The organism is Microbacterium sp. Cr-K20, from assembly GCF_000708325.1.
Lineage (GTDB): Bacteria > Actinomycetota > Actinomycetes > Actinomycetales > Microbacteriaceae > Microbacterium.
Map to the genome: position 1 here is coordinate 69,349 of NZ_JARE01000028.1, position 13,107 is coordinate 82,455.

Genomic DNA, 13,107 nt, shown 5'->3' on the forward strand with positions numbered 1-13,107 from the left:
ACGAGAGGAACTCCTTCCCATGTCACGCCGCACCACTTCCGTCATCGCCGCACTCGCCGCGGTCCCGCTCTTCGTCGCGCTCGCAGGCTGCGCGACGGCATCCTCCGAAGCCGGTTCCGGCAGCGCGGGCTCGACCGAGGACGAGGTCGTGAAGATCGGCGTCGTCGGCAAGGGCGATGAGCAGTGGCCCGCATTCGTCGATGCCGCAGCCGAGGAGGGCATCACCGTCGAGCTGGTCGACTTCGGCTCCTACGAGCAGCCCAATCCGGCGCTCACCGAGGGTGAGATCGACCTGAACCAGTTCCAGCACATCGTGTACCTCGCGGAGTACAACAACGCCTCGGGTGCGGACCTGACCCCGATCGGGTCGACCGCGATCTACCCGCTCGGTCTGTACTCGACCAAGTACGACGACGTGAAGGACATCCCGAAGGGCGAGACCGTCGCCGTCCCGGACGACGCCTCGAACCAGGCCCGCGCGCTGAACGTGCTGCAGCAGGCCGGCCTCATCGAGCTGAAGAGCGGTGGCACCCCGTACTCCGACCTCGCCGATGTGGACACCGAGAAGTCCGAGGTCAAGGTCAAGGCGCTGGAGGCCGCGATCGTCCCGACGTCGCTGCCCGACGTCGCCGCCGCGATCATCAACAACGACTTCGTGGAGCCCGCCGGTCTCTCGTTCGAGGACGCGATCGCCCAGGACGACCCCGAGGATGCCGGCGCGCTGCCGTACGTGAACATCTTCGCCGCGCGGGCCGAGGACGCCGACAACGAGACGTACCTCAAGCTCGTCGAGATCTTCCAGACGAATGAAGACGTCCAGAAGGGTCTGCTGAAGTCTTCGGGCGACACCGCCGTGGCGCTGCAGACCCCGGTCGAGGACCTCGTCGCGTCGCTCGAGAAGGTCCAGAAGGACGCGGACTCGAAGAAGTAGGAGGACGGGGAAACCCCCTTTCGTCCGATGAGGGAGAATCGGGTGCCGCGAGAAGCGTCACCCGATTCTTCGTTCCCGAAGCAGACCGGAGCAGCCCATGCCGATCGTCACCCTGACGAACGTCTCCAAGACCTATCCGCCCCGCACCCGTGAGGGGTCAGAGGTCGTCGCCGTGGACGACGTCAGCCTCGAGATCGAGAAGGGCGACGTCTTCGGCATCATCGGATACTCGGGCGCCGGCAAGTCCACGCTCGTGCGGCTGATCAACGCCCTCGAGCCGGCCACGAGCGGCACCATCACGGTGGACGGCGTCGACATCACCGCGCTCAAGGAGAGCGAGCTGCGCGGGGTCCGCGGCGGCATCGGGATGATCTTCCAGCAGTTCAACCTGTTCTCCTCGCGGAGCGTCAGGGCCAACATCGCCTACCCGCTCAAGCTCGCCGGCTGGTCCAAGGACGACATCGAGAAGCGGGTCGCCGAGCTGCTGTCGTTCGTCGGCCTCGCCGACAAGGCCAAGGCCTACCCCGAACAGCTCTCGGGCGGTCAGAAGCAGCGCGTCGGCATCGCACGGGCCCTCGCGACGGGCCCCGCGATCCTCCTCGCCGACGAGGCCACCAGCGCCCTCGACCCGCAGACCACGCACGAGGTGCTCGACCTGCTCAAGCGGGTCAACCAGGAGCAGGGCGTCACGATCGTGATCATCACGCACGAGATGGACGTCATCCAGACCATCGCCACCAAGGTCGCGGTCATGGAGAACGGCCGCGTGATCGAGCACGGCGACGTGTTCGACGTCTTCTCCGCTCCGCAGAACCCGGCATCCCAGCGCTTCGTCGGCACGGTCGTGAAGGGCGTGCCGTCGCCGGCCGAACTCGCGGTGCTCCGCGAGCGGCACCGGGGCCGCCTGGTGACGTTCTCGTTCCGCGACGGCGACTCGTCGCAGGCGCAGGTGTTCCTCGACCTCGCCGGTGCCGGCCTCGACTTCGAGCTCGTCTTCGGCGGGATCAACGACATCCGCGGGCGCGCCTTCGGGCATCTGACGCTCGCGATCCGTGGTGACGCCGCAGCGATCGACGGTGCGCTCGCCCGCATCGCCGAACGCGTCGAAGTGACCGAGATCGCCGCAGAGGAGGCCCGCTGATGGAGCGTCTGAACGAACTGTGGCCCGAGTTCTGGGCAGCCGCACTCGAGACCCTGTATATGACGTCGTTCGCGCTGGTGCTCGGCGGCATCCTCGGGCTGGCGATCGGCATCATCCTGTACGTCACGCGCCCCGGTGGCCTCGCAGCGAACCGGGTCATCTCGGTGCTCGCGAACCTCGTGGTGAACTTCTTCCGCCCGATCCCGTTCATCATCTTCCTCGTGGTCGCGCAGCCGCTCGCCCGCGCGGTCGTGGGCGTGGGCATCGGCACCACCGCCGGCGCCTTCATCATCGGTCTCGCCGCCGCGTTCGCGATCGGGCGCATCGTGGAGCAGCACCTCGTCTCGGTCTCTCCCGGAGTCATCGAGGCGGCGCGGGCGATGGGAGCCGGCCCGTGGCGCATCCTCTTCACCGTGGCCATCCCGGAGTCGCTCGGGCCGCTCATCCTCGGCTACACGTTCATCCTCGTGGCGCTGATCGACATGACGGCCATGGCGGGGCTCGTCGGCGGGGGCGGGCTCGGTGCGTTCGCGCAGATCTACGGCTTCCGGCAGTTCGAGCCGCTCGTCATGTGGGCGGCGATCGTCCTGATCGTGGTGTTCGTGCACCTGGTGCAGATGCTCGGCACGCGCCTGGCCCGCAAGGTCATGCGTCGCTGACGGGTGCTTCCTGCAGGGTGCGGCGCGTGGTGAACACCCGGTCCTGCCCGCTGATCGGGTCCACGAAGCGCAACTCGCGCGCCAGCAGCTGCAGCGGTCGGTCGTAGTCGTCCGGCCGATCTTCCTGCAGCTCGGGGTAGAAGCGGTCGTTCAGGATGCCGATGCCGAGGGCGGCGAGATGCACCCGAAGCTGGTGCATCTTGCCGCTGTGCGGTCGCAGCAGCGTGTGCACCACGCGGTCGTCGGTACGGATCAGCTCGACCAGGGTCTCGGAGTTCGGCTCCTTGGACTCATCGACCTGCACGCGCACCTGTCCGCGGAGCTTCTCGATGTTGTTGCGGTACACGACGGGAAACGACGGAGGCGTCCCGTTCTCTGGGAGCTCGGAGACCGCTTCGTAGACCTTCTGCACCTGCCGCTTCTCGAAGAGCAGCTGGTAGGCGCCGCGGGTCGCGGGGCGCGTCGAGAACATCAGCAGTCCGGCCGTCGCTCGATCGAGACGGTGGATCGGCGCGAGGTCGGCATTGTCGAGCAGGTTGCGCAGCCGCACCAGGGCCGAGTTCTGCAGGAACTTGCCGCCGGGGGTGGTGGGCAGGAAATGCGGCTTGTCGACCACCACGAGATGGTCGTCCCGGTGCAGGATCTCGATCTCGAACGGCATCCGGGTCTCGACGGCGGGTTCGCGGTAGTACCAGACGAACTCGACGCTGCCGAGCGGTGCATCGCGGGGGACGGGCGACCCGTCGGCCCGGACGATGTCGCCGCGGTCGAACCGTTCGAGCAGACGCTCCGGATCGAGGTGGAAGAAGCGCTCGACCATGTACGCGGCGACCGTCGGCCAGGAGCCGGTGAGCGGCAGGTGCAGTCGGGTCGCTCCGACGCCGTCGCGCACCGGGAGGGGAGAGGGCATGCCCATCAGGCGCAGCCGCTCACGTGTCGAAGCTCAGACTCAGCTTGCGCAGCAGGCCGGCGAGGCGATCCCGGTCCGAGCGCGAGAGCGCCTGCAGCAGGTCGGCCTCCACGTCGACGAGGCGGGTGATGGCGGCATCCACGCGGATGCGCCCGTCGTCGGTCAGCGTCACGAGCACACTGCGCCCGTCGCCGGGGTCGGCCTCGCGGCGCACGAAGCGGCGGCCGACGAGCCGGTCGATCCGGTTGGTCATCGTGCCGCTCGAGACCAGGGTCTGCTGCAGCAACTGCTTGGGGGAGAGCTGGAACGGCGCGCCTGCGCGGCGCAGGGCCGAGAGCACATCCCACTCCCAGTGCTCCAGGTCGCTGCGACGGAACACGTCGCGGCGGGCGCGGTCCAGATGGCGCGAGAGGCGGTCCATCCGCGAGAGCACCTCGAGGGGTGAGAAGTCGAGGTCGGGACGCTGGGTGTTCCACGCGCCGACGATCCGGTCGACCTCATCCACCTCGCTCATCCGCCCATTATCGCGTGTGCGGGTCAGGGGTGACGGACACCACGGAAAGCTCGAGGGTCATGAAGGCGCTGTACGGGTCGGGGACGTAGCGGCCGAACGGGCCTGACTCGCGGAAGCCCGCCGCCGCGTACATCGCGCGTGCCGGGATGAAGAAGTCGTCGCTGCCGGTCTCGAGCGAGAGTCGACGGATGCCGCGCTCCTGCGCATCGGCGAGGAGGAAGGCCAGCATCGATTTCCCGAGTCCGCGGCCGCGCAGGGCCGGATCCGTGCGCATCGACTTGAGCTCCTCGTGGCCGTCTTCGACCGTGGCCAGCGCGCCGGTGGCGACCGGGCGGCCGTTGATCGAGCCGGCGAACAGCCGGACACCGGGAGCGAGCAGGCGCTCGAAGACCAGCGCATGACGGCTCTCCGCGGGCGCGGTGTGCTCCAGCTCGGCGTGGTGGGCGACCAGGAATTCTGCGAGGGCGGGGGTCGCCGTCTCGACCCTTTCGATCACGATGCTCATGGTGTCAGCATCCCAGAGGCGTGTTTCCGAACCATGACGGCGCGGGAGGGGCGGCATCCGCGCACATCGGAACACAGGCCGGAGCATGGCAGACTTGACCCCGCGGTGCCCTCCTGGGCGGCGCGGTCCGCCGTGGTGTAATGGCAGCACGACAGCCTTTGGAGCTGTTAGGTCTAGGTTCGAGTCCTGGCGGCGGAGCATGACTGGGAACAATCTCGCCATCATCGTCCTCGCTGCAGGCCAGGGCACGCGCATGAAGTCGCGTCTGCCCAAGGTGCTGCACCCGATCGGCGGGCGCCCTCTGGTGGGGCATGTGCTCACCACCGCAGGGCGGCTGCAGGCCGCGCACGTCGAGGTGGTCGTGCGGCACGAGCGCGATCAGGTGGTCGCCGCCCTCGCGAAGGACTACCCCGACGCGGTGTTCGTCGACCAGGACGACGTGCCGGGAACCGGGCGGGCCGTGCAGGTGGCGGTCGACGCCCTTCCCGGCGACTTCGAGGGCGATGTGCTCGTGCTCTCCGGAGACTGCCCGCTCGCCGACGCCGACACGCTCTCCGCGTTCGTGGAGGAGCACCGTGCGTCCGGTGCGCCGGCCACGCTCATGACCGCACTGGTCGACGACCCGACGGGTTACGGACGCGTCGTCCGCGATGCCGACGGTGGGGTCGACCGCATCGTCGAGCAGAAGGACGCGAGTGCGGAAGAAGCCGCGGTCCGCGAGATCAACGCCGGGATGTACGTGTTCCGGGCCTCGACGCTGCGCACGTACCTGCCGCAGCTCAGTCTCGACAACGCGCAGGGCGAGATGTACCTGACCGATGTGCCCGGCCTGCTCCGCCGCGACGGCGACCGGGTGGCGGCATCCGTCGTCTCCGACATCTCGGTGACGTTCGGGGTGAACGACCGTGCACAGCTGACCGAGGTCGGTCGCCTGCTCAACCAGCGCATCGTGCGTCGCTGGCAGCTCGAGGGCGTCACCGTCATCGACCCGAACACCACCTGGATCGACGACGACGCGAAGCTCTCGCCCGACGTCACGCTCCTTCCGAACACCCACATCCTGGGTGCCACGTTCATCGCCGCAGGTGCCGTGATCGGACCGGACACGACCCTCGTCGACTGCGAGGTCGGCGAGGACGCGACCGTCCGTCGCACGGATGCCACCCTCGCCGTGATCGGCGCGGAGGCCACGGTCGGCCCGTTCTCGTTCCTCCGCGCCGGCACCGTCCTCGGCGCCAAGGGCAAGATCGGGGCCTACGTCGAGACGAAGAACGCCGAGATCGGCGAGGGCAGCAAGGTCCCGCACCTCTCCTACGTCGGCGACGCCACGATCGGCCGCGGCGTCAACCTCGGAGCGAGCACCATCACGGCGAACTACGACGACGTGAACAAGCACCGCACCGAGATCGGCGACGAGGTGCACACCGGCTCGCACACGGTGCTCGTCGCGCCCGTTAGGCTGGGAGCTGGCGCGAAGACCGGCGCCGGCGCGGTCGTCCGCAAGGATGTCCCGGCCGGAGCACTGGCCATGACCGTCGCACCCCAGCGCAACATCGAAGGCTGGGTCGCGAAGAACAGAGCAGGGACGGGCGCGGCGGATGCTGCGTCCCGCGAGAATTCGGCGGAATAGGCGGAGCATGGCGCGCAAGAAGAAGACGGTCGATCTGGATCGCGACAACGGCGTGGCTCCCGGCATCATCGCGAAGACCAAGAAGCGACTCGTCGTCGCAGGCGGGCGTTCGCACCCGGCGCTCACGGCGGCCGTCGCCGAGGCGCTCGGCACGGAGATCGCCCCTGTCGAGCACCGCACGTTCGCCTCCGGTGAGATCTACGCCCGCTTCGAGGTCTCGATCCGCGGCGTCGATCTCTTCCTGATCCAGACGTTCGGCGAGCCGGTCAACGAGTGGCTCATGGAGACGCTCATCATGATCGACGCCGCCAAGCGCGCGTCGGCCAAGCGCATCACCGTCGTGGCGCCTTACTACCCGTATTCGCGTCAGGACAAGAAGGGCCGCGGCCGCGAGCCGATCAGCGCCCGCCTCGTCGCCGACCTGCTGAAGACCGCCGGTGCCGATCGCGTCATGAGCGTCGACCTGCATGCGGCGCAGATCCAGGGCTTCTTCGACGGACCCGTCGACCACCTGTTCGCCAAGCCCGTGCTGCTGGACTACTTCCAGCGCACGCTCTCGCCGGCGGACCGCGAGATCCTCACCGTCGTCTCGCCCGACATGGGTCGTGTGCGCGTCGCCGACACCTGGTCGGACAGCCTCGGTGCCCCGCTCGCCATCATCCACAAGCGTCGTGACCCGAAGGTGGCCAACCAGGTCTCGGTGCACGAGATCGTCGGAACCGTCGAGGGGCGCACCTGCCTCCTCGTCGACGACATGATCGACACCGGTGGCACGATCGTCAAGGCGGCCCAGGCGCTCAAGGCGGCCGGGGCGCACCGTGTGATCGTCGCGGCGACCCATGCGATCTTCAGCGACCCGGCATCCGATCGTCTGCAGGACTCGTCGATCGACGAGGTCGTCATCACCGACACGATCCCGCTCACCGAGTCGCGTCGCTGGGACAACCTCACGATCCTCCCGATCGCGCCGCTGCTCGCCCGCGCCATCCACGAGGTCTTCGAAGACGGCTCCGTGACGAGCATGTTCGGTGGCGACGCGTAACGCATCGTCACGGCACAGCCCGCGCATAGACACGGTGCTTACGGTCGAAGGGTCGACGAACCCGTCGAACGACACCGCGCCGGGAGGACCCGCATGATCCGCACGACCGTACCGACCTCTGTCCGCAAGGGTTCCGCCATCCTCGGGATCGCGGGCCTGTTCGTCCTCGCCGGATGCTCCGGCACCGCCGACGCGGGTGACACCCCGAACGACACCGGCAGCACGCCCGACGCCGGCTCCTCGGAGTCCTCGGGCGGCGACGCGACCGCCACCTACGCAGACGGCACCTACACGGCCGACGGTTCGTACCAGACACCCGAGACGGTCGAGCAGATCTCCGTCACGCTGACCCTCGCCGACGGCGTCGTGACCGACGTCGAGGTCACGGGCGACCCGCAGGCACCTGAGACCGAGCAGTACCAGGGCCAGTTCATCGACGGCATCGCGGACGAGGTCGAGGGCAAGTCGATCGACGAGCTGAACGTCAGCCGGGTCGCCGGCTCGTCGCTCACCAGCGGCGGCTTCAACGACGCGGTCGAGTCGATCAAGGAGCAGGCGGCCTCCTAGGCGCCTGAGGCCGCATGGCGAGCTGGCGCTTCGAGGCGATCGGAACGCGCTGGGAGATCGAGACCACGGATCCGCTCGCGGACCCGGCGCGTGCGGCGGTCGACGCCGAGATCGAGCGCTTCGACCGCGAGTGGTCCCGATTCCGTGACGACTCCGCGGTGACGCGGCTCGGACGGGAGGGCGGCTCGTTCGCCTCACCGGACGCCGCTCCGATGCTCGACGCCTACCGCGAGCTCTCGGTGGCGACGGGTGGCGCGGTCAACCCGCTCGTGGCGGCGAGTCTCGAAGCTCTGGGCTACGACGCGGGCTATTCGCTCGTCGGCGGAGACGCGGTGCGCGCTCCGGACGCCTGGCAGGCGCAGGTGTCCTGGACGACGGCCGGGGTCGCGGCATCCGCACCCGTGCTCCTCGACGTCGGCGCCCTGGGCAAGGGGCGACTGGTCGACCTCGTGATGGACCTGCTCGGGGACGTGCCCGGCGATGTGGTGGTCGATGCCGGCGGCGACATCCGGGTGCGGGGTGCCGGTGTGCGCATCGGGCTGGAGCATCCGTACGACGCGACGAAGGCGATCGGTGTCGTCGAGGTGCGCGACCGGGCGCTGTGCGCCTCCGCCGTCAACCGTCGCGCATGGGGGAACGGACTGCACCACGTGCTCGACGCCCGCACGGGGCTTCCGGTGCGCACCTGGGCGGCGACCTGGGCACTGGCTCCCGACGCGATGACGGCGGATGCTGTCTCGACCGCGCTGTTCTTCGACGGCGGACCGGAGCTCGCCGGCGCCTGGGGCGTGGAATGGGTGCGGATGAGCACCGACGGCCGGGTGCAGCACTCGCCGGGATGCCCCGCGGAACTGTTCATCGTGGGGGCGGACACGCGCCCCGCGGCGCCGAACTAGGGAAGAGTGGAGAACGTGATCACCTCATTCGCCGCCGCACGCCAGCGGGTCCTCGCAGTGCTGGGCTCGCTGTCGATGTATCGCCTCGTGCTGTTCGCGCTGATCGCCCTGGCGGTGATCGCGTTCGTGCTCTCGCTGCTCGGCGTGATCGTCTCGCCCACGCCGCTCGAGATGCTGGCGTCGTTCCTGGTGCTCGCGAGCGTGATCTCGGTCGTCGACGCTGTCGCCCAGCGCATCCTGCGGCTCCCGTGGCGCATCGAATCCTCCCTCGTCACGGCGCTCATCCTGCTGTTCGTGCTCCGCCCCGGCGTCGAGCTCGGCGCCCTTCTCGGGCTCGCCCTCGCCGGAGCCGTGGCGAGCGTGTCGAAGTACCTGATCGCATGGCGCGGTCGACACATCTTCAACCCGGCGGCCTTCGGTGCGGCCGTCGTCTCGATTCTCGGCGCCTTCGGGGCGTTCGAGTGGCTGGGCACCTCGTCGTCATGGTGGGTCGGGACGCCGGTACTGACGATCCCCGTGCTCATCCTGGGTCTCGCGGTGCTGTGGCGCACCGAGAAGGTGCGGGTGGTGCTGGTGTTCGTGCTGGTCGCCGTCGCCACCTCGGTCGTGCGTCAGGCCGTGCAGGCCGTGCAGTTCGACATCGGCTTCGACGTGCTCACCGCGTTGCAGTTCGCGGTGCTGCAGTCGCCGTTCCTGTTCCTCGGGGCGTTCATGCTCTCCGAGCCGCTGACCCTGCCCCCGCGTCGCCGCCAGCAGCTCGTGGTGGCCGTCATGGTGGGTCTGCTCGCCGGATGGCCGATCTCGGTCGCCGGCCTGTTCACGCTCGGCCAGGAGCGGGCGCTCCTGATCGGAAACCTGGTGGCCTTCGCGTTCGCGCTGCGGGGGTCGGTGCGACTCGTGCTCGAGCGTCGCGAGTTCATCACCCCGACCGCGCAGGAGCTGACGTTCCGGGCCAAGGGGCGGGTCCGGTTCCTGCCGGGGCAGTACCTCGAGCTCGACGTCCCGCATCACCGCCCCGACGCGCGCGGCACCCGTCGCGAGTTCAGCATCGTGTCGGCGCCGGCAGATCTGCCGACGCTGCGCATCGCCTACAAGAACGGCGACCAGAAGCATCCGTCGAGCTACAAGCGGGCTCTCGCCGCGGCCGAGCCGGGCGCGACGTTCGCGGTCACGGGCACCTGGGGCGACTTCATCCTGCCGCGCAGCGATCACCCGGTGCTGATGGTCGCCGCGGGCATCGGCGTCACGCCGTTCGTGTCCCAGCTACGTCAGCTCCAGGCCGTGGGCCAGCAACGCGACGTGGTGCTCGTGTACGTGGCGTCCGAGGCTTCCGAGCTCGCCTTCCGCGATGAGCTCGCCGCGACGGGCGTGCGCACGGTCGTGTTCACCCGAGACGAGCCGCTCGACCTGCCCGCGCACTGGACCTGGGCGCAGGGAGCACGACTGGACGCCGAGACGCTGGAGCGCACCGTCCCCGACCTCGGCACCCGCCACGCGTTCATCTCCGGACCCCCGCGCCTGATCGCCGATCTCGCCCCCGCACTGCAGAAGGCCCGCGCCCTCACGACCGACGCCTTCGCCGGCTACTGATCCGGCTCACGGCCGGCCGGCCGGTACACCCGTCGGGAGAACGGACGGATGTCGGACGACTCGCCGCGAGGCGTCCCGACATCCGTGCATCCTGCCGACGAGTGCACGGCGCATCCACTTCTGCACATCCCGCATCCGCTTCGGATCGGCCCACAACGGGCGGAATCGATCTCTATCAGCCGTCTCGGGGCATCAGGATCGGTGGATGCTCAGCGCTCTATCCGTGACAGACCTGCATGGCGGCGTCGTGCGGGGCACACTGCTCCAGAAGTACGGAATCGACCGTCGGATGCGCGCGGATGCGGTTCATGCCGGCGCCCTGATCCGTGTGAGGACAGGAGTGTTCGCCGGGCCGAACGCAGACACGACCGTCGTTGAGGCTGCCGCGCACGGCGGGGCCCTCACCTGCGCGCACGCGTTGCGCCTGTATGGCGTCTGGGCACTCGACCCCGGCGGCCCCGTTCACGTCTGGCTGGGGGCGAAGGGCCGCACCCATCACGAGACGTGCGAGTGCGTCGCGCACTTTGACGCGGGGCACGCCGGGGTGGGGCTTGCCCCATTGGAGGAAGTACTCATCCACGTCTACCGATGCGGCGGAGACGAGGCGTTCTTCGCTGCTGTCGAGTCCGCACTGGTGCAACAGAAGATCACCGGTGCGGCACTGCGCCGCATCCGCCGCCGCCTACCGGCCCGCGCGCACTGGTTGATCGACCTGGCGCGATCGGATGCCGACAGCGGCCTCGAGTCACTGCTCCGGCTGCGCTTGCACCTGCACGGCATCAGCCTGGACTGCCAGGTGACCATCCCGTCCGTCGGGAGAGTGGATTTCGTGCTCGACGGAAGTCTGATCCTCGAGGCCGATGGGAAGGGCAACCATGACGGCCCCGCGCATCGCCACCGTGATCTCGTGAGGGATGCCGCGGCGTCGGCTCTCGGATACGAGACGCTGAGGTTCGATTACGCCCAGATCGTCCACGCCTGGCCCTCAGTCGAGACGGCCGTACTCGCCGCCATCGTACGTCTGCGTGCCCGTCACTGAGGTCTTCGAGGTCAGGCGTGTGCGTCTGTCGGGAGAATGTACGCATGTCGGACGAATCGCCGTGAGATGCCCCGACGGTCGTGCATCCTCCCGACATGTGTACGCCGACCAGGAGCGCGGCGGGCAGGATCTCCGCAGAGATGCCGGCCGTCAGGCCTCGAACGCGTCGTCTTCGGCGGTCGCGGCCGCAGGGTTGACCGGGATGCGCACGGTGAAGGTCGTGTCGCCGGGCTCGCTGGCCACGGAGATCGTTCCGTGGTGGCCCTCGACGATGGCCTTGACGATCGCGAGGCCCAGTCCGGTTCCCCCGGTCTGGCGAGCCCGGGAGCTGTCGCCGCGGGCGAAGCGTGCGAAGAGCTCCTCGCGGATGGCGGGGTCGATGCCGGGGCCGTCGTCGTGCACGCGCAGCACGGCGTCCGCGCCCTCTCGTGCGACGCTCAGGGTGATCCTGGTGCCGGCCGGCGTGTGCGTCCGGGCGTTCGCGAGGAGGTTCGCGACGACCTGGTGCATCCGTCCGGCATCGCCGACGACGGTGACGGGCTCGTCCGGCACTTCGATGCTCCAGTGGTGGTCGGTCGCCGTCGGTCGAGCATCCGAGAGTCCTTCGAGCGCCAGCTGGGTGAGGTCGACGGTGCCGTAGACCAGCTCCTGCCCCTCGTCGAGCCGTGCGAGCAGCAGCAGGTCCTCGACGAGACGGGTCATCCGCAGGGACTGCGCCTGGATGCGCTCGAGCGAGGAGGTCGTGCCCTCGATGACCTCCGGACCCTGCTCCGCGGCCGGACGCTGATGCAGCGCGCGCAGCGACAGCTCCGAGTACCCCCGGATGGAGGCGAGCGGGGTGCGCAGCTCGTGACTCGCGTCGGCGACGAAGCGGCGCATCCGCTCCTCGTTCTTCTGCCGCGAGGCCAGCGAGGTGTTGACGTGGTCGAGGAGTTTGTTCAGTGAGGCTCCGACCAGGCCGGTCTCGGTGCGCGGATCGGCTTCGGATGCCGGTACCCGCTCGGTGATCGTGACCTCACCGCGATCGAGCTGCTGGTTCGCGACCCTGGTCGCGGTGACCGCGACGGCGCGGAGCGGGCGCAGGCTCACCCGGATGGTGATCGCGGTGGTCAGCGCCAGCAGGATCAGACCGCCGATGGTGGCGAGGGCGATCACGGTGAGCAGCTGCGTGAGCTGGCTCTGGATCTCGTCGCGGGGGAGCCCGGTCACCGCGAGGACGCCGTTGTTCGAGGGCAGTGCCATGACCCGATACGAGCCGAGGTCGGTGAGGGAGACCGTGGCGACGGACGTACCCTTCAACGCCGCCGCGATTTCGCTCAGCTGCTCGCCGGTCAACGGCTGCAGGGTTCCGGTGAGCTCGTCGGCGGCGGTGCTCTTCACGAGGGACCCGCTGAAGCCGGTCACCGGGCTCGAGACGACGAACAGCAGCCCGGCCGGCGGAGAGTAGCGACCGGCCAGGAGGACGTTCTGTGCGGTCGCCGCCGACGGGGCGAAGGCCTCGGTGACGCCCACCAGCGCGTGCGCGCTGTTGTTCAGCTTCTGGTCGAGCTGGTCCTCCATGGTCTTGCCCAGCGTGGCGCTGGTGATGACGGCGACGATGATGAGGATCAGCGACACGAACCCGATCACGGCGGTCATCAGCCGTGTCTGCAGGCTCATCGGCCGTCTCATCATCGTCGCTGA

At 69.1% G+C, this 13,107-nt stretch carries 13 protein-coding genes and 1 tRNA gene; 10 read left to right on the forward strand and 4 right to left on the reverse strand.

Features of this window, described 5'->3' with window-relative positions; translation table 11 throughout:
* The first annotated feature begins 19 nt into the window (after nt 1–19).
* From GZ67_RS0104865 to GZ67_RS0104875, 3 genes are all read left to right on the forward strand, one after another.
* Nucleotides 20–931, forward strand: coding sequence for a MetQ/NlpA family ABC transporter substrate-binding protein (locus tag GZ67_RS0104865; RefSeq protein WP_029262604.1), 912 nt, complete (start codon nt 20–22; stop codon nt 929–931).
* A 97-nt stretch (nt 932–1,028) separates the two neighbouring features.
* Nucleotides 1,029–2,072 carry a methionine ABC transporter ATP-binding protein gene (locus GZ67_RS0104870; RefSeq protein ID WP_029262603.1) on the forward strand — a complete coding sequence of 348 codons (1,044 nt, stop codon included), beginning with the start codon at nt 1,029–1,031 and terminating at the stop codon, nt 2,070–2,072.
* Nucleotides 2,072–2,731: a methionine ABC transporter permease gene (locus GZ67_RS0104875; protein WP_029262602.1), complete on the forward strand. Its 660-nt coding sequence runs from the start codon at nt 2,072–2,074 to the stop codon at nt 2,729–2,731. The genes GZ67_RS0104870 and GZ67_RS0104875 overlap by 1 nt, the downstream gene beginning before the upstream one ends.
* On the opposite strand, the gene GZ67_RS0104880 is transcribed toward GZ67_RS0104875, so the two are convergent.
* Genes GZ67_RS0104880 through GZ67_RS0104890 form a run of 3 tightly spaced genes read right to left on the reverse strand, consistent with a single transcriptional unit; the run spans nt 2,718 to nt 4,660 of the window.
* Nucleotides 2,718–3,641 carry a pseudouridine synthase gene (locus GZ67_RS0104880; protein ID WP_197021055.1) on the reverse strand — a complete coding sequence of 308 codons (924 nt, stop codon included), beginning with the start codon at nt 3,639–3,641 and terminating at the stop codon, nt 2,718–2,720. The two genes, GZ67_RS0104875 and GZ67_RS0104880, sit on opposite strands and share 14 nt — an antisense overlap.
* Nucleotides 3,642–3,660: 19 nt before the next feature.
* A complete protein-coding gene (locus GZ67_RS0104885; RefSeq protein WP_029262600.1) occupies nt 3,661–4,155 on the reverse strand; it encodes a MarR family winged helix-turn-helix transcriptional regulator in 495 nt (164 codons plus the stop codon).
* Nucleotides 4,156–4,162: 7 nt separating this feature from the next.
* Nucleotides 4,163–4,660, reverse strand: coding sequence for a GNAT family N-acetyltransferase (locus tag GZ67_RS0104890; protein ID WP_029262599.1), 498 nt, complete (start codon nt 4,658–4,660; stop codon nt 4,163–4,165).
* Between the two features lie 126 nt (nt 4,661–4,786).
* Between GZ67_RS0104890 and GZ67_RS0104895 the strand changes: the two genes are divergently transcribed.
* The 7 genes from GZ67_RS0104895 (at nt 4,787) to GZ67_RS0104925 (ending at nt 11,424) form a co-directional block, all read left to right on the forward strand.
* Nucleotides 4,787–4,858, forward strand: a tRNA-Gln gene (locus GZ67_RS0104895).
* 1 nt (nt 4,859) lies between these two features.
* Nucleotides 4,860–6,290: a bifunctional UDP-N-acetylglucosamine diphosphorylase/glucosamine-1-phosphate N-acetyltransferase GlmU gene (glmU, locus tag GZ67_RS0104900; protein WP_029262598.1), complete on the forward strand. Its 1,431-nt coding sequence runs from the start codon at nt 4,860–4,862 to the stop codon at nt 6,288–6,290.
* 7 nt (nt 6,291–6,297) lie between these two features.
* A complete protein-coding gene (locus GZ67_RS0104905; RefSeq protein WP_029262597.1) occupies nt 6,298–7,332 on the forward strand; it encodes a ribose-phosphate diphosphokinase in 1,035 nt (344 codons plus the stop codon).
* Nucleotides 7,333–7,425: 93 nt separating this feature from the next.
* The gene (locus GZ67_RS0104910; RefSeq protein WP_029262596.1) at nt 7,426–7,899 is read left to right on the forward strand and encodes an FMN-binding protein; all 474 of its coding nucleotides are present in this window, start codon (nt 7,426–7,428) and stop codon (nt 7,897–7,899) included.
* A 14-nt stretch (nt 7,900–7,913) separates the two neighbouring features.
* On the forward strand, nt 7,914–8,795 hold the full coding sequence (locus GZ67_RS0104915) for an FAD:protein FMN transferase (protein WP_029262595.1): 882 nt from the start codon (nt 7,914–7,916) through the stop codon (nt 8,793–8,795).
* Between the two features lie 15 nt (nt 8,796–8,810).
* Nucleotides 8,811–10,385 carry an FAD-dependent oxidoreductase gene (locus GZ67_RS0104920; protein ID WP_029262594.1) on the forward strand — a complete coding sequence of 525 codons (1,575 nt, stop codon included), beginning with the start codon at nt 8,811–8,813 and terminating at the stop codon, nt 10,383–10,385.
* 205 nt (nt 10,386–10,590) lie between these two features.
* On the forward strand, nt 10,591–11,424 hold the full coding sequence (locus GZ67_RS0104925) for an endonuclease domain-containing protein (RefSeq protein ID WP_051662338.1): 834 nt from the start codon (nt 10,591–10,593) through the stop codon (nt 11,422–11,424).
* A 150-nt stretch (nt 11,425–11,574) separates the two neighbouring features.
* Here GZ67_RS0104925 and GZ67_RS0104930 read toward each other — a convergent pair whose 3' ends face one another.
* On the reverse strand, nt 11,575–13,083 hold the full coding sequence (locus tag GZ67_RS0104930; protein ID WP_029262592.1) for a sensor histidine kinase: 1,509 nt from the start codon (nt 13,081–13,083) through the stop codon (nt 11,575–11,577).
* Nucleotides 13,084–13,107 lie beyond the last annotated feature (24 nt).